The sequence below is a fragment of the Cupriavidus sp. 01L43 genome (assembly GCF_056399925.1).
The window spans coordinates 547,526-570,306 of sequence record NZ_JBFTSH010000002.1; the positions used below are offsets into that span (position 1 = coordinate 547,526).

Annotated in this window: 17 protein-coding genes; 11 read left to right on the top strand and 6 right to left on the bottom strand. The window is 67.7% G+C overall.

The features are described from left to right. Positions 1–12: 12 nt before the first annotated feature. Positions 13–1,647, top strand: a complete 1,635-nt coding sequence (gene mprA, locus AC1DP9_RS05650; RefSeq protein ID WP_477106820.1) for an MprA protease, GlyGly-CTERM protein-sorting domain-containing form — start codon at positions 13–15, stop codon at positions 1,645–1,647. Here the strand turns inward: mprA and rrtA are convergent. Both rrtA and glnE read right to left on the bottom strand, forming a co-directional pair. Further along, the gene (gene rrtA, locus AC1DP9_RS05655; protein WP_092292525.1) at positions 1,644–2,225 is read right to left on the bottom strand and encodes a rhombosortase; all 582 of its coding nucleotides are present in this window, start codon (positions 2,223–2,225) and stop codon (positions 1,644–1,646) included. The genes mprA and rrtA overlap by 4 nt on opposite strands. Positions 2,226–2,262: 37 nt before the next feature. Continuing rightward, the gene (glnE, locus tag AC1DP9_RS05660; RefSeq protein WP_477106921.1) at positions 2,263–5,130 is read right to left on the bottom strand and encodes a bifunctional [glutamate--ammonia ligase]-adenylyl-L-tyrosine phosphorylase/[glutamate--ammonia-ligase] adenylyltransferase; all 2,868 of its coding nucleotides are present in this window, start codon (positions 5,128–5,130) and stop codon (positions 2,263–2,265) included. 208 nt (positions 5,131–5,338) lie between these two features. Between glnE and AC1DP9_RS05665 the strand changes: the two genes are divergently transcribed. From AC1DP9_RS05665 to aroG, 4 genes are all read left to right on the top strand, one after another. After that, entirely contained in the window at positions 5,339–9,727 is a 4,389-nt protein-coding gene (locus AC1DP9_RS05665) for a YhdP family protein (protein ID WP_477106821.1), read from the top strand. A gap of 36 nt (positions 9,728–9,763) precedes the next feature. After that, a complete protein-coding gene (locus AC1DP9_RS05670) occupies positions 9,764–10,633 on the top strand; it encodes a carbon-nitrogen hydrolase family protein (RefSeq protein ID WP_477106822.1) in 870 nt (289 codons plus the stop codon). 68 nt (positions 10,634–10,701) lie between these two features. Beyond that, entirely contained in the window at positions 10,702–12,162 is a 1,461-nt protein-coding gene (gene tldD, locus AC1DP9_RS05675; RefSeq protein ID WP_092292517.1) for a metalloprotease TldD, read from the top strand. A 437-nt stretch (positions 12,163–12,599) separates the two neighbouring features. Continuing rightward, a complete protein-coding gene (aroG, locus tag AC1DP9_RS05680) occupies positions 12,600–13,679 on the top strand; it encodes a 3-deoxy-7-phosphoheptulonate synthase AroG (RefSeq protein WP_177219872.1) in 1,080 nt (359 codons plus the stop codon). Positions 13,680–13,768: 89 nt separating this feature from the next. Here aroG and AC1DP9_RS05685 read toward each other — a convergent pair whose 3' ends face one another. Together AC1DP9_RS05685 and AC1DP9_RS05690 are read right to left on the bottom strand one after the other, a co-directional pair. Beyond that, a complete protein-coding gene (locus AC1DP9_RS05685) occupies positions 13,769–14,167 on the bottom strand; it encodes a c-type cytochrome (protein WP_369823396.1) in 399 nt (132 codons plus the stop codon). Between the two features lie 22 nt (positions 14,168–14,189). Then, positions 14,190–14,537, bottom strand: coding sequence for a c-type cytochrome (locus AC1DP9_RS05690; protein WP_092292511.1), 348 nt, complete (start codon positions 14,535–14,537; stop codon positions 14,190–14,192). A gap of 352 nt (positions 14,538–14,889) precedes the next feature. Here AC1DP9_RS05690 and AC1DP9_RS05695 point away from each other — a divergent pair, with 352 nt between their 5' ends. Genes AC1DP9_RS05695 through AC1DP9_RS05705 form a run of 3 tightly spaced genes read left to right on the top strand, consistent with a single transcriptional unit; the run spans position 14,890 to position 17,567 of the window. Next, positions 14,890–15,768, top strand: coding sequence for an AAA family ATPase (locus AC1DP9_RS05695; RefSeq protein WP_092292509.1), 879 nt, complete (start codon positions 14,890–14,892; stop codon positions 15,766–15,768). Positions 15,769–15,773: 5 nt separating this feature from the next. Beyond that, complete coding sequence (locus AC1DP9_RS05700; RefSeq protein WP_477106823.1) at positions 15,774–16,364, top strand: GNAT family N-acetyltransferase; 591 nt, start codon at positions 15,774–15,776, stop codon at positions 16,362–16,364. A gap of 27 nt (positions 16,365–16,391) precedes the next feature. Continuing rightward, a complete protein-coding gene (locus AC1DP9_RS05705; RefSeq protein WP_477106824.1) occupies positions 16,392–17,567 on the top strand; it encodes a vWA domain-containing protein in 1,176 nt (391 codons plus the stop codon). A 19-nt stretch (positions 17,568–17,586) separates the two neighbouring features. On the opposite strand, the gene AC1DP9_RS05710 is transcribed toward AC1DP9_RS05705, so the two are convergent. After that, positions 17,587–18,489, bottom strand: coding sequence for a LysR family transcriptional regulator (locus tag AC1DP9_RS05710; protein WP_092292503.1), 903 nt, complete (start codon positions 18,487–18,489; stop codon positions 17,587–17,589). Between the two features lie 160 nt (positions 18,490–18,649). Here AC1DP9_RS05710 and AC1DP9_RS05715 point away from each other — a divergent pair, with 160 nt between their 5' ends. The 3 genes from AC1DP9_RS05715 (at position 18,650) to AC1DP9_RS05725 (ending at position 21,570) form a co-directional block, all read left to right on the top strand. Further along, on the top strand, positions 18,650–19,636 hold the full coding sequence (locus tag AC1DP9_RS05715; protein ID WP_092292501.1) for a Bug family tripartite tricarboxylate transporter substrate binding protein: 987 nt from the start codon (positions 18,650–18,652) through the stop codon (positions 19,634–19,636). Positions 19,637–19,661: 25 nt separating this feature from the next. Beyond that, a complete protein-coding gene (locus AC1DP9_RS05720) occupies positions 19,662–20,534 on the top strand; it encodes an N-formylglutamate amidohydrolase (protein ID WP_477106825.1) in 873 nt (290 codons plus the stop codon). Between the two features lie 286 nt (positions 20,535–20,820). Beyond that, entirely contained in the window at positions 20,821–21,570 is a 750-nt protein-coding gene (locus tag AC1DP9_RS05725) for a BspC domain-containing protein (RefSeq protein WP_477106826.1), read from the top strand. A 56-nt stretch (positions 21,571–21,626) separates the two neighbouring features. On the opposite strand, the gene AC1DP9_RS05730 is transcribed toward AC1DP9_RS05725, so the two are convergent. After that, positions 21,627–22,769 (bottom strand): M14 family metallopeptidase, encoded by a 1,143-nt coding sequence (locus AC1DP9_RS05730; protein ID WP_092292495.1) that lies wholly within the window; start codon positions 22,767–22,769, stop codon positions 21,627–21,629. Positions 22,770–22,781: the final 12 nt, after the last annotated feature.

Here is a 22,781-nt window from a genome sequence, read left to right on the forward strand (position 1 = left end):
CAGGAGTCGTAGATGCCACACAACACGCTGAAGCGCGGCCGTCGCGCCGCCCAAGGGCTGTCCGCCGCACTGCTGGCGGTAGCCGCCTGCTGGAGCCTGCCGGCGACCGCGCAGGGCGCCGCCGGAGCGCGGGCCGCGCCGGTCTACACGGGCAACTACATCGTGCGCTGGCGGGACGGCAGCCAGCCCGCCACCTCCACCCAGATGTCCACCCAGATGCGCAACGTGGAGGCCAACACGGGCCTGGCGCTCGGCGTGAAGCGGTCGATGGCGGGCACGCTGCAACTGATGAGCGTGACCGACACCAAGGGCGATAACCCCGAAACGGTGGCGAAGCGGCTGCGCCAGGACCCGCGCATCGCCGATGCGGTGCCCGACCGCTGGCTGCGCCTGCACGACTCCATTCCCAACGACCCCGAATTCGCCAGCGCCCAGACCTATATGGCCCTGCCGAGCCAGGTCGTGGGCGCCGCCAACCTCACACGCGCCTGGGACCGCTCGCGCGGCAACGCCAGCATCGTGGTGGCCGTGGTCGACACCGGCTACCTGCCCCACCCGGACCTGATCGACCGGCTCGTGCCTGGCTACGACTTCATCAGCACCACCGCCGTCTCCAATGACGGCGATGGCCGCGACAGCGATCCGATCGATCCGGGCGATTTCGTGCCGGCCGGCCAGACGTGTCAGGACGGCAGCGGACAGGCCAACAGCACGTGGCACGGCACGCGCGTGGCCAGCGTGCTGGGCGCGCTGACCAACAACGGCGTGGGCATCGCCGGCGTGGACTGGGCCGCGCGGATCCAGCCGGTGCGCGTGTCGGGCCGCTGCGGCGCGCTGTTGTCCGATACGGTCGATGGCATGCGCTGGGCCGGCGGGCTCGCCGTGCCCGGCGTGCCGGCCAATCCGACGCCCGCCAAGGTCGTCAATATCAGCCTGGGCGGCGGCAGTTGCTCGTCCATCGAACAGCAGGCCGTCAACGATCTGAACGCCGCCGGCGTAGTGGTCGTGGCCGCAGCCGGCAATTCGGCCGGTGCCGTGGAAGCCCCCGCCGACTGCACCGGCGTCATCGCCGTCACCGCTCACGCGAACGATGGCGAGAACGCCAGCTTCGCCAACGTCGGCCCGCAGGTCGCCCTGAGCGCCCCGGGCGGCGGCTGCGGCAACTCGCGCGTGGTCATGGTCGGCAACACACCCACCTGCTCCACGCCCGGCGGCTCGTCGCTGATCCGCACGCTGAGCAATTCCGGCACGACCACCGCCGGCAACTTCGTCATCAGCAACTCGGCCGGCACCAGCTTCGCCGCGCCGATGGTCTCCGGCGTGGTATCGATGATGTTCGCGGTCAACGGCGCGCTGACGCCAGCCCAGGTCACCGCTGGCCTGAAAAGCTCCGCGCGCGCCCATCCCGCCAATACCTACTGCACGGCCAGTGCCAACGTCGGCAAATGCGGCGCAGGATTGCTGGACGCCGACGGCGCGCTGGTGGCCGCCGCGAACCCGGCCGCCACGGCAACCCCCGCCCCCGCGCCGGTGGCCTCGGATAGCGGAGGCGGTGGTGGTGGCGGTGGGGCCATCGCGCCCTGGAGCGCGGTGGTGTTGCTGGGAATTGGGGTGGTGGGATTTGGGATGCGGCGGCGGGTTCGCTAGCGCCCCGCGTCATTCCCGCGCCGCGTGCGCCACCATTCCTGCAGGACCCAGCACGCCAGCCCGGCGATTGCGCCGGCTGCGTGGGCCGCGCGGACGATGCTGAAGCCCCAGGAGGGGTCGAAGACGAGAGCGGCGAGCCAGGACTGCTCGGTCCAGACTTTGCCGATCACCACCAGGCAGGTGATGACGCCGATCACGCGCGAGACGCCTGGGGCTTGCAGCAGGCGCAGGCCGGTCCAGAGGGCCAGGCCGTGGAGCGCGCCGGAGAGCCCGCCGTACCAGCCAACCGAGGGGATTCTTAGCAAGGCCACCTGCACGGCCAGCCCGCTGATGACCAGCACGGCCAGCATCTCGCGGATGCGGGTGGCGCGGCCGGCCAGCAGCAGCAAGCCTGCGGCCGCGGCCAAGTCGACCAGATAGTGGCGCCAGTCCAGATGGACCCACATTGCCGTGGCCAGGCGCCACCACTGGCCGTCCAGCCGCACGGCATCGCGCAGGTACAGCCCGTGGGCGTGCAGCCAGGGGACGAAGGTGAACAGCGCGGCCACCCCGGCCACACCGGCGATGGTCGCCAGCATGGCCGGCCAGCCGTGGTCGGGCTGGGGCGGGGCCGAACTACTCACCGAAGACTGCGCTCCACAGGGCTCGCACCTGCGTGGCCTGCTCCGCCACGGACGCCGGCGGCACGCGCGCCTGGTCCTGGCCATCGAGCCGCAGCTTGTGCTGGCGTGCGCGGAATAGCCGGTAGGCATCGCCCACGGCCACAGCGACGGTCTTGTCGATCAAACCCAACTCGCCGGCCATGCGCAGCAGCGCGATATTGCCCTTGTTCCCGGTCAGCGACGGATGCGCGCCACTGTGCAGCAGCACGAGGTACTGCACCGTGAATTCGATGTCGACCATGCCGCCCCGGTCGTGCTTGAGGTCGAACAGCGGCATGGGGTTGGGATGGCCCTCGGCCACCTTGGCACGCATCTGCACGATTTCGTCGCGCAGCGCGGCGGCGTCGCGCGGCTGGCGCAGCACCTCTTCGCGCAGTGCTTCGAAGCGCGCGCCGATCTCGCTGTCGCCGGCGCACCAGCGCGCCCGCGTGAGCGCCTGATGCTCCCAGACCCAGGCCGTGTTGTCGCCCTCGCGCAGTTGGTAGCGCCGGAACGCGTCGAAGCTCGTCACGAGCAGCCCCGCCGCGCCGTTGGGCCGCAGCCGCATGTCCACGTCGAACAGCATCCCGGCCGCCGTGTGACTCGTGAGCCACGTGATCAGGCGGCGAGCGTAGGCTGCGTAGACGTCAGGCGCGCGCTCGTGGTCATCGTCATAAAGAAAGATGATGTCGAGGTCGGACGCATAGCCCAGCTCCTTCCCACCCAGCCGCCCGTAGGCGATGACCGCGAAGCGCGGTGTCTCGGTGTGGCGCGTGGCCAACTGGGCCCAGACCGCCCCGAGCGTGACTTCGAGCATCGCATCGGCCAGATCGGAGAGACGGTCGGCCACCTGCTCCACCGTTAGCAGGCCGTGCAGGTCCTGCAGCAGGATCCGGAAGGTCTCGGCATGGTGCTCGCGACGCAGGATGTCCATCTGCATCTCGATCTGCCCGTGCGCCACCTGCAGGCGCTCGGCCACGCGGGCGCGGAAGGCGGGCCAGTCCGGCGCGCTCGCCAGGGCCTCGCTATCGAGCAGTTCGTCCAGAAGTTGCGGATGGCGCGTCAGGTAGGCCGCCGCCCAGCGCGAAGCATGCAGCGTCTGGGCGACGCGATCCATCGCCTGCGGGTACTCGGACAGCAGCGAAAGATACGAGGCTCGCCGACTGATCGCATCGAGAAAATCGAGGAAACGGGCGATGGTGCTGTCGGCATCGTCCTGCTTGTTGGCGAGGTCGAGCGCGCGGTTGACCAGTTGGTCGAAGCGCGCCCGGCTCGACTCGGACAACGCGCGGTAGCGCACCGAGGTGGCGATGGCGCGCAGGCGGTCGTAGAGGCCGGTGCAGTCGCTGAAGCCGGCCGCCTGGAGCCGCTGGCATGGCGACGACTCGGGATCGGTCTCGTCCGGGCCGTCCTGCGTGGGCCGCGAGCCCTGCCCTTCCCGCACGATCTCGGGCCAGAGCGCCTCGCACTGCGGCGCGTCCGGGTCGCTGAACGGATCGGCGAAGGTGGCTTCGAACTGCTGCGCCACGGGCGCCATCAGCCCATCCATCTGGGCGACCAGCGCAGGCCAGTCCTCGTAGCCCATCATCCGCGCCACGGCCAGCTGTTCATCCTCGCTGGTCGGCAGGTGGTGGGTCTGGGCGTCGTCGCGGTATTGCAGGCGGTGTTCCAGCTGGCGCAGGAAGCGGTAGGCATCGGCCAACTGCTCGGCCTGCCCCGCCGGGAGGAGGTTGCGGGCCACGGCGACGTCGAGGACCTCGAGCGTCGGCCGCACGCGCAGCGCGGGGTCCTGGCCGCCGCGGATCAACTGGAACACCTGCGCCATGAACTCGATCTCGCGGATGCCGCCGCGCCCGAGCTTGATATTGAACGAGCGCTGGTTCACGCCATGGCCGGCCAGCCCGCCGCTGCGCTTGGCCGCTTCCGCACGGATCTGGGCGTGCAGCGCGCGGATGGCGGCGATCACGCCATAGTCGAGGTAGCGCCGGAACACGAACGGCGTGGTCAGCCGGCCCAGCAGCGCGGCGGTGCGCGTGGCGTGCGGCGTGTCCAGCGCGGACACCACGCGGCCCTTGATCCACGCGTAGCGCTCCCACTCGCGGCCCTGCACGACGAGGTATTCCTCGAGCATGCCCAGGCTGCACACCAGCGGGCCGGCATCGCCATTGGGCCGCAGCCGCATGTCCACGCGGAACACGTAGCCGTCGGCGGTCACCTCGGACAGCAGGTTGATCAGGCGCCGCCCCACGCGGATGAAATATTCGTGGTTCGAGAGGCTGCGCGCCCCGCCCTGGGTATCGCCATCCTCGTCATAAAGAAAGATCAGGTCGATATCTGACGAGACGTTGAGTTCGCGCCCGCCCAGCTTGCCCATGCCCACCACCACCAGCTCCTGCACCTCGCCGCTCTGGGCGCCGGTGGGCCGGCCGTAGGTGGCGGCCAGGTCGTCGCCGAGCACGCGCAGGCCGAACTGGATGCCGAGTTCGGCGAGGTCGGTCATCGCCCCCGTGATCTCGCCGAGCGGGGCCAGCCCGCGCAGGTCGCGCTCGATTACCACGCACATGACTTCGGCCCGCAGCCGGCGCAGCGCCTGGGCGGCGGCGGCTTCGGCATCGGCGGACGGGGCGTGGAGCGCCTGCAGCCGCGACTCCATCCACGCACGCGTCAGGGGCGCCCGGGCGGCATCGGCCACCACGGCGGCCAGTTCGGGGCGCGCCTGGAGCACGCGGCGGGCGTAATGGGAGGCCTGCCCCGAGTACAATACGTCGCCCTCGCCGGCGGCATTGGAATCCGTGGCGGGTAACTCCCTGGCCATCACCGTGGCATAGGCCCCTTCGACCATGTTGCCGATGGGTCCAGGCGGCGCATCCGGCGCCTCGGTGGGAAGGGGGTGAGCCGGGGCGGCGCCCGCGGCGGAACTCGTCGGATCAGGGACAGTCATTCCAGTAACTTTGCAATGCGGGCAGGCGCCGTGGCGATACGCGGTGGCGCAACAACGCACCCTTATCGACCACTTTGGAGAGCGGCTAGTATTGTCGGATAATCTGCGCATGTCCAGACGCCCCGCCGCCCCTGCCGCGCCCGCCGACGGTTCAACGTCCGCCAGCGCCGCTGCCGAGGCGTCCGCCGCCACCGCCGGGCAGGCTTCCCAGGCTTCTCAATCCTCCTCCGCACCCGCGCCCAGCGTGGCGTCCGGCGTGGGTGCGCGGCTGCGTGCGGCCGCCCGTAGCGGCTGGCGCGCGCTGTGTGCCGGCGTCGTGCATCCGGTCTGGCCCCGGCTCTGGCGGATGTTGGTGCGCATCGTGCTGGCGCTGGCCGCACTCGCCGTGGTGGCGGTGCTGCTGATCCGCTTCGTGCTGTGGCCGCAGGCCCATACTGCGCGCCAGTGGCTGGAGCAGCAAGGCTCGGCGGCATTGACCGCCCAATTGACCATCGGCGAACTGGATACATTCTGGGACGGTTGGCATCCGGCGTTCCGCGCGCGCAACGTGCGCGCCGTGGACAGCCAGCAGCGCGTGCTGCTCTCCGCCGGCATCCTCGACGGCAAGCTCTCCTGGCATTCCGTGCCGGCGCTGACCCTGCAGTTCGCCAGCCTGATGGCCGAGCGCACCGATGTGCTCGTGCGCCGCACGCCCGAGGGCCGCCTGCTGGTGGCCGGCGTGCCGATCGAGGCGCACCCGTCCACGACCAATGACGATCCGTTCCTGAACTGGCTGCTGGCCCAGGGCCATATCGAGCTGATGAGCGGCAACCTGCGCTGGCTCGACGAAAAGGCCCGCCTGCCGCAGCTGGACGTGGCCGACATCCATTTCACCGCGCACCGCAACGGCGCCCAGCACACGGTCCGGCTGGAGGCACGCAGCGCCTCGCTGGCGCCCCAGCCACTGGTCTTCCAGGCCGCGCTGCGTCACGACTACCTGCGCGCCACCGGCGACTGGCGCCACTGGACCGGCCAGGCCAACTGGGACTTCAGCCAGATGCAGCTGCCGGTGGTGCAGCGCTACCTCGCCATCTTCGACCACGTGGACAGCGGCGTCTTCAGCACGTCCGGGTCGGTCGATTTCCGCGAAGGCCACCTGATCGGCAGCCAGATGCGGATGCGCGCCACGGGCGTGGACCTGCAGCTGGCCGGCGCCGCCGAGCCGCTGAAGCTGGCCAACGCGCAGGCGCTGCTGCTGCACAAGGGCGACCGTGCCGGCAACCACCAGTTGACCATCGACACCCTGCTCTGGCAGCCCGAGCCGCTGGCCGGGCCGCCTTCGAGCGCCGATACGTCCTGGCGCGAAGGCATGCGCAAGGTCACCGTGAACTGGACCCGCGACAACCAGGGCGAACTGCGCAAGTTCGCGCTCAAGGCGCCCACGTTCGACCTGAACACCGTGCGCGCGCTAGCCACCTCCCTGCCGCTGGACACCGCGCTGCTGCGCCAACTGCGCGCGCTCCAGCCGGCCGGCCATATCGACAACCTCGACGTGGCTTGGTCGCGCGACCGCGCCGGGATGCTGTCACGCGCCCCGGGGGCATCCCACTACGCCGTGCAGGGCACGCTGCGCAAGGTTTCGGTGAACAGCCAGCCGGCCGTGCCGGCCATGGCTGCCGATGGCCTGCCCCGCGCCGGCACGCCCGGCTTCGCCCAGATTTCGGGCAATTTCAGTTTCGATGACCGCCAGGGCACCGCGCGCGTGGACAGCACCGATGCCGCGCTGATGTTCCCGGGCGTGTTCGAGGAGCCGCGCATCCCGTTCGACGAACTGCGCGGCGAGATCCGCTGGACGCAGGAGTCCGGCAAGCTCGCGGTGCACACGGATGGCGTGCGCTTTGCCAACGCCGACACGGCCGGCACGGTGCGCGGCGGCTGGCACGCCGGCGGCGACGGCCATGGCGGCATCGCCGATATTTCGGGCGAACTGGACCGCGCCCTGGCCAACCGCATCGTCCGCTACCTGCCGCTGACGCTGCCCAGCACGCGCCATTACCTGGGCGGCGCGCTGGTCGGCGGTGAGGCCACCGGCGCCAAGTTCCTGATCAAGGGCGACCTGGCCCACTTCCCGTTCCATCCCCCGTTCCAGAAGGCGGGCGACTTCCGCGCCGAGATTCCGGTGCAGAACGTGAGCTACCAGGTGGCCCCACACGAGACCGGGCCGAACGTGAATGGTGGCGTGGCCGGCAACAGTAATGGCAACGGCCACGGCAAGACCAACGGGAACGGCAACGGAAATAGCAATGCCAACGCCGGCACGGCCTGGCCCGACTTCACCGACATCCAGGGCAATGTGATGTTCGAGCGCGGCAGCCTGACCTTCCTGGCCAAGCGCGCGGCAGTGCGCGGCGTGCCGGGCGTGGTGCTGCAGAACGTCAACGGCCGCATCGACGATCTGAGCGACCACGGCCACCTGATGATCGATGGCATGGCCAACGGGCCGGTGCAGAGCTTCCTGCGCTTCATCGCCAATACCCCGGTCAAGGGCTGGACCGGAAACGTGACGGAAAACTCACACGCACCCGGTCAGGGCGACCTGAAGCTGAAACTCGACCTGCCGCTGCATCACGCAGCTGGCACCAAGGTCGACGGCCAGTTCCGCTTCCCCGGCAACGATGTGACGCTGTTCCCGGAACTGCCCACGCTCTACGGCGCGACCGGCGTGGTGGCCTTCAACGAGCACGGCTTCCGGCTCGATAACGTGCGCGGCCGCTTCCTTGGCGGCGAGACGCGGATCGGGGGCGGCACCCAGTCCGACGGCACCACGCGCGTGACCGTGGGCGGCACCGCCACGGCGGCCGGCCTGCGCGACGCGCTGGCCGCGGCGGGCAGCAGCGCGGGCACGCATATGGAAGGCGCCACGGCCTACAACGCCGAGATCGGCATCCGCGACAAGCATCTCCAGATCCAGGTGGGCTCCAGCCTCGTCGGCATGGCGCTGAACCTGCCGGCGCCGCTGGTCAAGACGGCTGCGCAGGAAATGCCGCTGCGTTTCGACCTGCGTCCCGCCACGGCGGCGGCCCGCGCCGGGCAGGACGATCTGACCGTGCAACTGGGCAACGCGGTGGCGGCGCGCTATGTCCTGCGGCGCGGCGCCGAGGGCCTGGAGGTCATCTCGGGCGGCATCGGCGTGGGCCAGCCGGCGCCGCAGCCGGCGACCGGCGTCACGGCCGCACTGACCGCCGAGCGGTTCGACGTCGATGCCTGGCGCAACGCGCTGGGCGGCACGGCGCCATCGCCGGCCGCGCCGGGCCGCGACAACCCGAACAACGTCGATCGCAACTCGCCCTTCCTGCCCGAGCGCGTGACCGTGCGCGCCAAGGCGCTCGATGCCTTCGGACGCAGCCTCGACGACGTCTCGCTCGACGCCACCCGCGAAGGCAGCGGCTGGAACGCGCAGATGACCTCGCGCCAGATCGCCGGCACGGCGCAATGGCGGCGCGATGCCAACACGCCGTCCGGCGCGCTGTCCGTGCGGCTGTCGCGGCTGGACATCCCCGAAGCCGCCGATGACGGCCATGCCGTCGACACCATGGCGCGCAATATCGAGGAACTGCCCGCCCTGGACCTCGTGGCGGACAAGTTCATCCTGCGCGGCAAGGACTTCGGCAAGCTGGAAGTCAAGGCGCACACCAGCCACGTCGGCAACGAGCCAGTCTGGACGCTGGACAACCTCACCATCGAACAGCCGGGCGCCACGCTGACCGGCAATGGCACCTGGCGCGTACCGCGCCGCCTGCGCGACGCCGTGGCGAGCGGCAACGCCTCTCCCACCGAGGGCCGCCGCACGCTGCTGAACTTCAAGCTCGACATCCGCGACGCCGGCGACGTGCTGGACCGCATGGGCATGGCGCACACGCTGCGCGACGGCAAGGGCGCGTTCGAAGGCCGCATCGCGTGGCGCGGCTCGCCGCTGTCGATCGACTACCCGTCGCTGTCCGGCCGGCTCTCGCTGAAGCTGGAAAATGGCCAGATCCTCAGCGTGGAGCCGGGCGCCGCGCGCCTGCTGGGCGTGCTGAGCCTGCAAAGCCTGCTGAAGTTCGCGACGCTCGATTTCCGCAGCCTGTCCAACCGGGGCGTGGTCTTCGACGACCTGACCGGCAGCGGCACGATCGAGAACGGCGTCGGCAAGATCGACGAATTCCAGCTCAAGAGCAGCCAGATGATGGCGTCGATGAGCGGCACGGCCAACCTGCTGCGCGAGACCCAGGACCTCCAGGTCTCGGTGGTGCCGCGCATCAACGCCACGACTACCTCGGTGGCGGCCGCGTTCATCAATCCGGTGCTCGGCATCGGCACGCTGGCCGCCCAGTTGCTGTTCGCGGACGAGTTCTCCAAGGTGTTCACGCTGCACTATCACGTGTCCGGATCGTGGGCTGATCCCAAGATCACGAAAGTGGAGGACAATAAGCCCCGACAGCCGTCGATCCAGGACCGCGCGACCGAGTTCCTTCGCTAGGAACCGGCTGGCCGCCCAGACACAGGACGCCCCACGATGACCGCTTCCGCCCCGCCTTCAGCCCCGCCTTCAGCCACACCTTCAGCCACACCTTCGGCCCCGTTCCGCGTCGCCGCCGTGCAGACCGTGACGGGCACATCGCTCGATGCCAATCTCGTCCGCGCCGACGCACTGATCGCCGAAGCCGTGCGCGGCGGTGCCGAACTGGTGCTGCTGCCCGAGTACTTCGGCATGATGGGCCGGCAGGAGACCGACAAGGTCGCGATTCGCGAGCAGGACGGCGACGGGCCGGTACAGCGCTTCCTGGCCGATGCCGCGCGGCGCCACCGGATCTGGCTGGTGGGCGGCACGCTGCCGCTGCACTGCGGCGACGCAGGCCGGGTCTACAACACCTCGCTCGCCTTCGACCCGCGCGGCGAGCGCGTGGCGCGCTACGACAAGATCCATCTGTTCGGCTTTACCAAGGGCATCGAAAGCTACGACGAGTCCCGCACCATCCTGGCCGGGACCGAGCCGGTGGCCTTCGAGGCGCCGTGCGGACGCGTGGCGATGTCGGTCTGCTACGACCTGCGCTTCCCCGAGCTGTACCGCCATCTGGCCGCCGGCGGCGGCACGAGCTTGATTCTGATGCCGGCCGCCTTCACCTACACCACGGGCCAGGCGCACTGGGAGATCCTGCTGCGCGCCCGGGCGATCGAAAACCAGTGCTATGTGCTGGCTGCCGCACAGGGCGGCAAGCACGAAAACGGCCGCCGCACGTGGGGCCACTCGATGCTGGTCGATCCGTGGGGCGAGGTGCTTGGCGTGCTGCCCGAGGGCGAAGGCGTGGTGGCCGGCGTGATCGACCCGGCGCGGCTGGCGGAAGTCCGCCAGAACCTGCCGGCGCTGCGCCATCGGGTGCTGTAGCATCTACCCCAACGACTACGATCTGAAGCCGGCCCGTGCCGGCTTCAATGAATGCTGAAAGGACAATCATGAACGCCGGTGATCTCGGAATCCGCAACCTGGCCACGGCGCAGCAACTGCTGCTGGCGCCGTATGGGCTCGACGAGGCCAAGCTCCAGCGCGTGCTGGCCGACATCTTCACGCACAAGGTCGACTATGCCGACCTGTACTTCCAGTACACGCGCAATGAGGCGTGGAGCCTGGAGGAAGGCATCGTCAAGTCGGGCAGCTTCAGCATCGACCAGGGCGTAGGCGTGCGCGCCGTATCCGGCGACAAGACCGCGTTCGCCTATTCGGACGACATCAGCCTGCCGGCGCTGTCGCAGGCTGCGGCGGCCACGCGCACCATCGGCAAGAGCGGCAGCGGCCGCGTGAAGGTGGCCGGCGCGCTGGCCTCCCAGACCGGGCGCAACCTCTATACGCCGAACGATCCGCTCGATTCGATGACCGCCACCGAGAAGGTGGCGCTGCTGGAGCGCATCGAGAAGATGGCGCGCGCCAAGGACCCGCGCGTGGTGCAGGTCATGGCCGGGCTGGCCGGCGAATACGACGTGGTGCTGGTGGCACGCAGCGACGGCGTGATCGCCGCCGACGTGCGCCCGCTGGTACGCGTGTCGGTCACGGTGATCGCCGAGCAGAACGGGCGGCGCGAGGTGGGTTCCTCGGGCGGCGGTGGCCGCTACGCCTACGGCTACTTCACCGACGAACTGCTGGCCAAGTATGTGGATGAAGCCGTGGCGTCGGCGCTGGTGAACCTGGAGGCGCGCCCCGCCCCGGCCGGCGCGATGACCGTGGTGCTCGGCCCGGGCTGGCCCGGCGTGCTGCTGCACGAGGCCGTCGGCCACGGGCTGGAGGGCGACTTCAACCGCAAGGGCTCGTCGGCCTTCGCTGGGCGCATGGGCGAGCGCGTGGCGGCCAAGGGCGTGACCGTCGTCGATGACGGCACGCTGGCCAACCGGCGCGGTTCGCTGAACCTCGACGACGAGGGCAACCCGACGCAATGCACGACGCTGATCGAGGACGGCATCCTGCGCGGCTACATCCAGGACACGCTCAATGCGCGCCTGATGAAGATGCCGGTCACCGGCAACGCCCGCCGCGAGAGCTACGCCGCCCTGCCGATGCCGCGCATGACCAACACCTACATGCTCAACGGCGACAAGGACCCGGCGGAGATCATCGCCAGCGTGAAGCGCGGCCTGTACGCGGTGAACTTCGGCGGCGGCCAGGTGGACATCACCAACGGCAAGTTCGTGTTCTCGGCCAGCGAGGCCTACCTGATCGAGGATGGCAAGATCACCACGCCGGTCAAGGGCGCCACGCTGGTCGGCAACGGCCCCGAATCGCTCAAGGACGTGACCATGATCGGCAACGACATGCGCCTGGACTCGGGCGTGGGCGTGTGCGGCAAGGAAGGCCAGAGCGTGCCGGTGGGCGTGGGCCAGCCGACGCTGCGGATCGAGAACATGACCGTGGGCGGCACCGCCTGAAGTCTGTGACGGACCCGGGATCGATGGCGGCGGCCTGCCGTTTTTGGCGAAATCTGTTGCGATTCCACGCGATTGACGCTTGCCATCGATCTTGAAAAGCGATATAAAGATGCTTCGTTGTCGGGCGTGTGGCGATTGCGAGCCATGATTTGACCGATGACCGCGCAATTAAATGCCTTTTCATCGCGCACCACAGCATAAATTCGACGCATCATCCAGATTCCGACACAAGCTGACCCGAAACACCGCCATGTCCGCCAAGTTTTACTTTTACTTTTTTAGCGATCTCGCACCGCTGGCGGATGGAGAGGGACAGTTGTAAGTAGCCCGAAATTCAGAAAAAGCCGCCAGCGAACCTGGCGGCTTTTTTTATCCCCGCCACGTCCGCGTCGCAACCCACCACCAGACTAACGACCTCACAAAGACCCGGAGCCATCATGTTGAAGAACACCGACGACCTGCGTATTCGCGAACTCAAGGAACTGTTGCCGCCCGCGCACCTGATCCGCGAGTTCGCCTGCTCGGAGGCAGCGTCCGACGTGATCTACGGTGCCCGCCAGGCCATGCATCGCATCCTGCACGGCATGGACGACCGCCTGATCGTCATCATCGGACCCTGCTCGATCCACGACACCCGTGCCGCGCTGGAATACGCCAAGATGCTCAAGGTGCAGCGCGACCGCTTCGCCAACGAGCTGGAAGTGGTGATGCGGGTCTATTTCGAGAAGCCGCGCACCACGGTGGGCTGGAAGGGGCTGATCAACGACCCGCACATGGACGGCAGCTTCAAGATCAACGACGGCCTGCGTACCGCGCGCGAAGTGCTGCTGAACATCAGCGAGCTGGGCGTGCCGACCGGCACCGAGTACCTCGACATGATCAGCCCGCAATACATTGCCGATCTGGTCAGCTGGGGCGCGATCGGCGCCCGGACCACGGAATCGCAGGTGCACCGCGAGCTGGCGTCGGGGCTGTCGTGCCCGGTGGGCTTCAAGAACGGCACCGATGGCAACGTCAAGATCGCCGTCGATGCGATCAAGGCCGCTTCGCAGCCGCACCATTTCCTGTCGGTGACCAAGGGCGGGCATTCGGCCATCGTGTCGACGTCCGGCAACGAGGACTGCCACATCATCCTGCGCGGCGGCAAGACGCCGAACTATGACGCCGCCAGCGTGCAGGAAGCATGCGACGCCATCTCGAAGGCCGGTCTGGCCGCGCGGCTGATGGTCGATGCCTCGCACGCCAACAGCAGCAAGAAGCACGAGAACCAGATCCCGGTCTGCGAGGACATCGGCCGCCAGATCGGCGGGGGCGACCAGCGCATCGTCGGCGTGATGGTGGAGTCGCACCTCGTGGGCGGCCGCCAGGACCACGTGCAGGGCACCCCGGTGGAGAACCTGACCTACGGCCAGTCCGTGACCGATGCCTGCATCGGCTGGGACGACTCCGTGACCGTGCTCGAAACCCTGGCCAATGCGGTGAAGCAGCGCCGCCTGGTGACCGGCAGCGGCAACTGAAGCCTCTGCGGGCGCTCCAGCTTCAGCGCCGGCGCAACAAAAAAGCCGCTTCCTCGGAAGCGGCTTTTTTTACATCCCCGCGTGGGGACTTACTTCTTCAGTACCAGGTCGCCGGGCAGCGACTCGATATACGCGGCGATGTCCTTCAACTCCTTGCGCGTGAACGGGCGCGGCTTGCCGGCCTTGTCGGTCACGGCCGGGTTGGCGTTGACCTGGCCAGCCATGATCGCGTTGGTACGACCCACCTGCGGGTTGCCGCTGATCTGGTACGACACCAGCGCGTGGTAGAGGTAGTCCGCATGCTGGCCAGCCAGCTTGGGATAGTCGGGCGTAATCGGGGCGTTCAGGCCCGCACCGTGGCAGGCCACACAGGCGCCCTTCTCCACCAGCGCCTTGCCGGCGGCGATGTCGGCGGCGGCGGCCGGGAGGGTGGCAGCGCCCAGCACGAGCGCGCCCACCGCAAATCGGAGCTTGTTCAGCGTCATCAGCGTCTTCATGTCTCTGAGCCTCTTACTTCAGCGTGTTGTTCTTGGTATCGGCCTTCTGCTGCGAGTAGTAGGCCGCCACGTCTGCAATGTCCTTGTCCGAGAGGCTCGCGGCAATCGCCCGCATCGTCGGATGCTTGCGATCGCCCTTCTGATAGCTCTTGAGCGCGTTTTCAATGTACTTGGCGGTCTGGCCGCCCAGCATCGGTACTTCGTATGTCTCCGGGAACGATGCACGGTAGCCCGGAATGCCGTGGCAACCAATGCACATTGCAACCTTGTCCTTGGCAGTGTCCACATTGCCCTTTGCGTCCTGGGCCTGCGCAGCCGTTGCGGCCGCGCCCAACACCACCATCGTGAGGAGCTTTTTCATTGTCTTTAGATGATTGGGAAGTGTTAAACCGTGCGTGACCTGCCCTGCTGGCCGGAGACGGTTTAGGAACGGGGGTGGGGATGCAATCGCGGAAAAGCGTTGTGGATGTGCCGCGGGTGCTCTGACACCATTCTGCAACCATCTCGCGCTTGTTGCCGGCACCGGGGGATCTGCATGACAACGGGCAGACTGCCGGGCATGTGGGAACTTGACTTTGGGGGCGCGTCAAACCGGCGCATTGTACCGCAGGCGGCACGTGGCAGTCCAGACGACCAGCCCCGGGTGTCCCCCACTAAACGCGAATCGGTTTCTGCTTTTATACTGGCCCATTCCGCCTAAAACAGGTTGCCTCATGTCCACGCCCGCCAACGCCAATCCGTCCCCGTCCACGCGCTTCGAGGGTAGCGCCCAGTACGTTGCCACCGATGACCTGAAGCTGGCCGTCAACGCCGCCCGCACGCTGCAGCGGCCGTTGCTGATCAAGGGCGAGCCCGGCACCGGCAAGACCATGCTGGCCGAGGAAGTGGCCGCGGCGCTGGGCATGCCGTTGTTGCAATGGCACATCAAGTCGACCACCAAGGCCCAGCAGGGCCTGTACGAGTACGACGCGGTGTCGCGCCTGCGCGACTCCCAGCTCGGCGACGACAAGGTCCACGACATCCGCAACTACATCGTCAAGGGCGTGCTCTGGCAGGCTTTCGAGGCCGACGAGCCCGTGGTGCTGCTGATCGACGAGATCGACAAGGCCGACATCGAATTCCCGAACGACCTGCTGCGCGAACTGGACCGCATGGAGTTCTACGTCTACGAGACGCGCGAGCTGATCCGGGCCAGGCACCGGCCGATGGTCATCATCACCTCGAACAACGAGAAAGAGCTGCCGGACGCCTTCCTGCGCCGCTGCTTCTTCCACTACATCAAGTTCCCCGACGCGGACACCATGCAGCAGATCGTGGACGTCCACTACCCGGGCATCAAGCGCGAGATGGTGGCCGCCGCGCTGGACGCGTTCTACGAGATGCGCAACCTGCCGGGGCTGAAGAAGAAGCCGAGCACGTCCGAGCTGATCGACTGGCTCAAGCTGCTGATGGCCGAGGACATTCCCGCCGAAGCGCTGCGCAGCCCCGACCGCAAGGCCGCGATTCCGCCGCTGCACGGCGCGCTGCTGAAGAACGAGCAGGACGTGCACCTGTTCGAGCGCCTGGTGTTCATGAACCGCGCGAACCGCTGATCGGCATGGCTTTCGCCCAACCCGTCACGCTGACCGGGCGCCACGCCACGCTCGAGCCGCTTTCGCCCGACCACGCTGCCGGCCTGCGCGAAGCCGCCGCCGATGGCGAACTGCACCAGCTCTGGTACACCAGCGTGCCGACGCCCGAAGGCATGGAGGCCGAGATCCGGCGCCGCCTGGACCTCCAGGCGCGCGACCTGATGCAGCCGTTCGCCGTGCGCGACGCCGCCGGCCGGCTGGCCGGCATGACCACCTATATGAATGTCGACGGTGCCAACCGGCGCGTGGAAATCGGTTCGACCTGGTACGCGCGCCGCGTGCAGCGCACCGGGCTCAACACCGAATGCAAGCTGATGCTGCTGCGCCACGCGTTCGAGACGCTCGACTGCATCGCCGTGGAATTCCGCACGCACTGGATGAACCACCAGAGCCGCGCCGCCATCGCCCGGCTGGGCGCCAAGCAGGACGGCGTGCTGCGCAGTCACTCGCGCATGCCGGACGGCTCGCTGCGCGACACGGTGGTGTTCTCCATCATCGCCAGCGAATGGCCCACCGTGCGCGCGCATCTGCAGTTCCAGCTCGAGCGGCCGCGCTGATCGCAGCCAGAAATTAAGGGAAATGCGATGCTGATCGACTTCTTCTTCTCGCTGCGGCACGCCAAGCTGCCGGTCTCGGTCAAGGAATACCTGACCATGCTGGAGGCCCTGCGCGCGCAGGTCATCTCGCCGTCGATCGACGAGTTCTACTACCTGTCGCGCATGACGCTGGTCAAGGACGAGAAGCACTTCGACAAATTCGACCAGACCTTCGCCGCCTATTTCAAGGGCGTGGAGAGCCTGGTGGACTGGAAGAGCGACATCCCGCTCGACTGGCTTCAGAAGACGCTCGAGCGTGAACTGTCCGCCGAGGAAAAAGCCAAGATCGAGGCCATGGGCGGGCTGGACAAGCTCATGGAACGCCTGAAGCAGCTGCTGGAAGAGCAGAAGGAAAAGCACGAGGGCGGCAACAAGTGGATTGGCACGGGCGGCACCTCGCCGTTCGGCCATGGCGGCTATAACCCGGAGGGCATCCGCATCGGCGGGCCGTCCAAGGGCAACCGTACCGCGATCAAGGTCTGGGAGTCGCGCGCCTACAAGGACTACGACGACCAGGTCGAACTGGGCACGCGCAACATCAAGGTGGCGCTGCGCCGCCTCCGCCGCTTCGCGCGCGAGGGGGCCGACACCGAACTGGACCTCGACGACACGATCCACTCCACGGCCGCCAACGCCGGGCTGCTGGACATCAAGCTGCGGCCGGAGCGCCACAACAAGGTCAAGGTGCTGATGTTGATGGACGTCGGCGGCTCGATGGACGACCACATCAAGCGCGTGGAGGAGCTGTTCTCGGCCACCAAGACCGAGTTCAAGCACCTCGAGTACTACTACTTCCACAACTGCCTGTACGACTACGTGTGGAAGAACAACCGGCGCCGCCACGCCGAGAAGATCGCCACCTGGGACCTGATCCACAAGTACACGCCCGACTACAAGGTGATCTTCGTCGGCGATGCCACGATGAGCCCCTATGAGATTCTTCAGCCGGGCGGCTCGGTCGAGTACAACAACCCCGAGGCCGGCGCGGTGTGGCTGAACCGGATGATCGAGCAGTTCCCGCGCTTTGTCTGGCTCAACCCGGAGCCGGAGGGGCTGTGGCAGTACCGCCAGTCCATCACGGTGATCAATCAGATCATGAAAAGCCGGATGTACCCGGTGACGCTGGCCGGGCTGGAGCAGGCGATGAAGGTGCTGTCGAAGTAGTTCAGGCCCTCGTTTCCCCTCACGCCACCACGTCCACCCCTTCCATCACCCACGCCCGGAACGTCTGCAGCGCCGGCAGGTGCGCCTTCTGTTCCGGGTAGCACAGGTAGTAGCCTTTCCGCGCCAGCACGCGCGCGGGATGGGCGACCACCAGCGTGCCGGTGGCCAACTCCTCCTCGATCAGGCAGCGCGGAATCAGCGCGATGCCCAGCCCCGACATCGCCGCCTGCGTGAGCAGCGAGAACTGGTCGAAGCGGGCGCCGCTCCAGGCCTGGCGAGTGGAGACGCCCAGCTCGGACAGCCAGTCTGGCCACGCCTCGGGCACCGTGGTGTGGTGCAGCAGCGGGTAGCCCAGCAGCACCGCCGGCGTGCGCGCCACCCCGTCGGGCTCCTGGGCCAGCAGGCCGGGCCGGCAGACTGGCAGCACCTCGCGCCCGGTCATATAGTCGGCCAGGCTCCCTGGCCAGACACCATCGCCAAAACGAATCGCCGCATCGAGATCGGGCTGGGAAAAATCGTAGCCCTGGGCATGGGGCACGAACTCCAGCGTGACTTCCGGATACCGGGCGAAGAACTGAGGCAGGCGCGGTATCAGCCACTTGGCGCCGAGCGTAGGCATGCTGGCGATGTGGAGGATGCCGCCGCGGCCCTGTCGCGCGATCAACTCCACACTGGCCGCCTCGATCTCGTTGAGGCTGGGGCGGATGCGCTCCAGATAGCGCTCGCCCGCGTCGGTCAGCATCAGGCGCTGGCGGACACGCTCGAACAACTCCACGCCCAGAAACGCCTCCAGGCTGCGCACCTGCTTGCTCACGGCCCCCTGTGTGACGTGTAGTTCACGTGCGGCGACGGTAAAGCTGTTGTGGCGCGCCGCCGCTTCGAAGGCCTGCAACTCCGTCATTGACGGACATAAGCGGCGCATGCTTCACCTCCCAAATCTAACCCCTTCAATACCAATTGGAATGATCCGGGGATTTTATTTCGTTTGCCAGTCCCTTGCACGCACGCGCAGAATCGGAAAAACCGTTCTTTTCGAATCTCTTCCCCCTCTTCCCCCTCTTTCCCTCCTCGGAATCGACCTGATGCAACGCCGTCCCCTGCTCCAAGCCATCGCCGCCGCCACTGCCTTCGCGGCCGCTGGCCTGACCCTGCCCGCCTTTGCCCAGGGCACGTATCCGACCAAGCCGATCACGCTGGTCGTGCCGTTCCCGGCCGGTGGCACCACCGACATCGTGGCCCGCATCGTGGCCGACAAGCTGGGCCAGCAACTGGGCCAGGCCGTAGTCGTGGATAACCGCGGCGGCGCCGGCGGCAGCATCGGCACGGGCTACCTCGCCAAGGCCGCGCCGGACGGCTACACGCTGGGCATCGCCACCGCCTCGACCCACGGCATCAACCCGGCCGTGTACCCGCGCCTGCAATACGACGCCACCAAGGACTTCACCCCCATCACGAACCTGGCTTCGGTGCCGAACGTGATGAGCATCCACCCCGGTGTGAAGGCCACCGACATGAAGTCGTTCATCGCGCTGGCCAAGGCCGAGCCGAACAAGATGGCCTATGGCTCGGCCGGCAACGGCAGCGTCTCGCACATGATGGGCGAACTGTTCAAGATGAGCAGCCACACCGAACTGCTGCACGTGCCGTACAAGGGCGTGGGCCCGGCGCTGAACGACGCGCTGGCCGGCCAGGTCCAGGTGCTGTTCGACAACCTGCCCTCCTCGCTGCCGTTCATCGAAGGCGGCAAGCTCCGCGCGCTGGCCGTAGCCGCGCCGAAGCGCGTGGCTGCCCTGCCGAACGTGCCGACCTTCGCCGAACTGGGTCTGGGCGAAGTGAACGACTCGGCATGGTTCGGCCTGATCGCCCCGGCCAAGCTGCCCGCCGACATCCAGGCCAAGCTGAACGCCGCCGCCGTGAAGGTGCTGGCGATGCCGGAAGTGAAGGCCAAGCTGGAAAAGCTCGGCGCCACCCCGGTGGGCGACACCCCGGCGCAGTTCGCCAAGCAGATTTCCACCGAAGTGGCCAAGAACAAGCGCGTGGCAGCCGCCGCCAAGATCTCCCTGGACTAATCCACGGAACAAACCCAGGCACAGCATGACTGAAGCAGACCGAAAGACCGCGGAAAGCCCGTACTTCCTGCACATGCCGGAAGGCGAGAGCAGCCCGCTCTTTCTCGATTCCCCGCACAGCTGCACCACGTACCCGGCGGACTTCCGCTACGCCGGCAACCTGCCCCTGCCGCTGCTGCGGCAGGCGGAAGACACCTTCGTGGATGCGCTCTATGCCGACGCCCCCGGGCGCGGCATCCCGCTGCTCTGCGCCGGCTTCCCGCGCAGCTACCTCGACGCCAACCGCGGCCTGGGGGAGATCGACGAAGTCCTGCTGGACGCGCCGTGGCCCGGCGCCAAGCAGGAAACTTCCAAGACCCGCCTCGGCAAGGGCCTGGTCTGGCGCGTGCTGGACACCGGCGAGCCGATCTACGACCGCAAGCTCGGCGTGGCCGAACTCCAGTCCCGCATCGACCGCTACTACGTGCCCTACTACGCCCAGCTGCAACGGCTGGCGGACGAAGGCGTGGCGCGCCACGGCAAGGTCTGGCACATCAACTGCCATTCCATGCCGAGCGAGGCCGCCCAGTACGCGACCGAGCACCCCGGCCTGCAACACCCGGACTTCGTGGTGGGCGACCGTGACGGCACCACCTGCGACACGCGTTTCACCGACCGGGTGGAAGGCGTGCTCAAGGCGATGGGGTACGACGTCTGGCGCAACCACCCCTACAAGGGCGTGGAGATCGTGCGGGTGCTGGGCCAGCCCCAGGCCAACCGCAACAGCCTGCAGCTTGAGATCAACCGCAAGCTGTACATGGATGAAGTCGGCCTCGCGCCCAACGCCGGCTTCGACAAGCTCAAGCGCGACCTCAACGCGCTGATGGACGACCTGCTGCGCTTCACGCGCACCGCCTGAGGTCTTCCCCAAGGTCATCCCTGACCGTTCCCGCCCGCGCTCGCGGGCGGGGATCATTCCATCGCGTGCACTGCATCGGGGTTCGCCTGACTTGCGCCGCGTGCGCCTTTTCTGATATTGGAACGACGCCGATCCCGCATGAACGCAGCGTGATCACGGCGGTTGCGCTGCCGTTACGCGCAATTCGAACGGAACGTAACAACATTTCGGAACTTTGGCGCGGGGCTTTCCTCTATCATGGCAATCCTTCGCCAACCCTCCTTGCTGAACAAGCAAAGACGATCCCGTGATCCGACGAATTTCCGAACTGTTTGGTGGCCGGCTGTGCATGCTGACCGCCGCAGTGGCAGGCGCGCTGGCCCTCGCCGGGTGCGCCACCGCACCGGGCGATGAGGCCACCGACACCGCCGCCCCGGGCACCACGCCCGCCGCTACCGCTCCCGCTTCTGCCACACCGACTGTCAAGCCCCCGCCAGTCGTCAATACCAACCCACCGATCAAGACCGTGACGTTGCCCGACAAGGGCCGCGTGAGCCTGGCCGAGTATCGGACCCGGATGCGCGAACAGTTGATGAAGACCGAGAACGCGACGGCCAGCGTGGCCGATTGCGCCGCGCATGCCAGCTGGGTGGTGCCGCGCTCGGCCACCTATGACGCCCTCAAGATCCCCACCGGCGCCCTGAGCAACGGGCAGGCCACGGTGGAGCCGTGGAGCGGCCGGTTCTCGCAGGGCAAGCAGGCCGTGCCGGTGAATTCGGTGGTGACGTTCGCGGCCTCGGCCCACAAGCGTGTTGGCGAGGCGCAATGGCAACCCGTGCGGGTGCGCTGTGGCTATGACGAGGGGATGATGCTGGCCTACGAACTGCTCGACAGCAACGGCGACGTCATCGCCGAGCCAGCCGCCGCGCCGGCCGTGGCCACGCCGACGACGACGTCGAAGAAGAAGGGCAAGAGCAGCGCCAAGGCGTCGACATCGTCGTCGAAGTCGACAAAATCGACGACGAAGACGTCAACCAAGACGAAGAAGAAGCAATAAGCGCTGGAGGTTCTCCCCTCGCCCGCTTGCGGGGCGGGGAGGAACACCTTGAGCCTTTATTCCAGATACTCCAGCACCGCCTGGAGCATCGCCGTGCCCAGCAGGCCGCTTTTCGCACCATTCCATCCCACCGCGGGATCGGGCAGGTCGGCGTTGTCCTTGAACGGCATTTCCAGCGTCAGCGCCAGGCACCCGAAGGTGTGGCCGATGTATTTCGACGCCAGCTTCAGGGCGTCCGCGTTGTACTTGCTGGCCGCGTAGCCGTGCACGTCCTGGAAGTCCGGCGTGGCGCGCTTGAAGGCGTCGATAAAGCGCGTCTGCTGCTCGCGCTGCGCATCGGTGAAGCCCGGCAGCATCTCGCTCCCGGCCACGAAGTTATAGGGCAGCCCTTCGTCGCCGTGGATGTCGAAGAACAGGTCCACGCCCGTGGCCTCGATGGCGCGGCGCACGTGCCATACCTCGGGGCTGGTTTCCAGGCTCGGCTGCATCCACTCACGGTTCAGGTTCGCGCCCGCGGCATTGGTACGCAGGTTGCCGCGCGCAGAACCGTCCGGATTCATGTTCGGCACGATGTGGAACACCGCCCGGTCCAGCAGCTTGCGGGCCACCGGGTCGCCGGCCCACATGCCGGTGCCGGTCAGCCGCTGCAGCACGCCTTCGCAGAACCATTCGGCCATGCTCTCGCCCGGATGCTGGCGGGCGATCATCCACACTGTCTTCTTGCCTGGCCCCGGCTGGCCCACGGTCACGCAGGTCAGGTCGCGGCCATCGACGGTACTGCCCAGATGCGACAGCCGTGCCAGCGGCGAGCGCTGGCACGAGGCCAGCAGCGACAGGTGGCGCTCCTCGGGATACGGCTCGAAATAGGCCAACCACACGCTGTCGTGCTCGGGCGTGAATTCGACGGTCAGCGTGCCGCCCTCATAGCGCGTGGGCACGCGGAACCAGTGCGCGCGGTCGTAGGACGCCACCGCGCGGTAGTCGCGCCAGCCATCGGGATAGGTACACTCGCCGGCATTCACGAATTGGAGCCGGCACGCCTGCCCCGCCGCCCCTTGCAGCCGGAAATGGAACCACTGGCGGAAATCGGCGTGGGAGTCGGCGCGGATGCGCAGGCGGATATCGTCGGCACGGTCCAGCGCCTCGACTTCGATCGCGCCGGAATCGAACAGCGTGGAGATATGCAGGGCTGAGGTCATGGGAATCGGGTT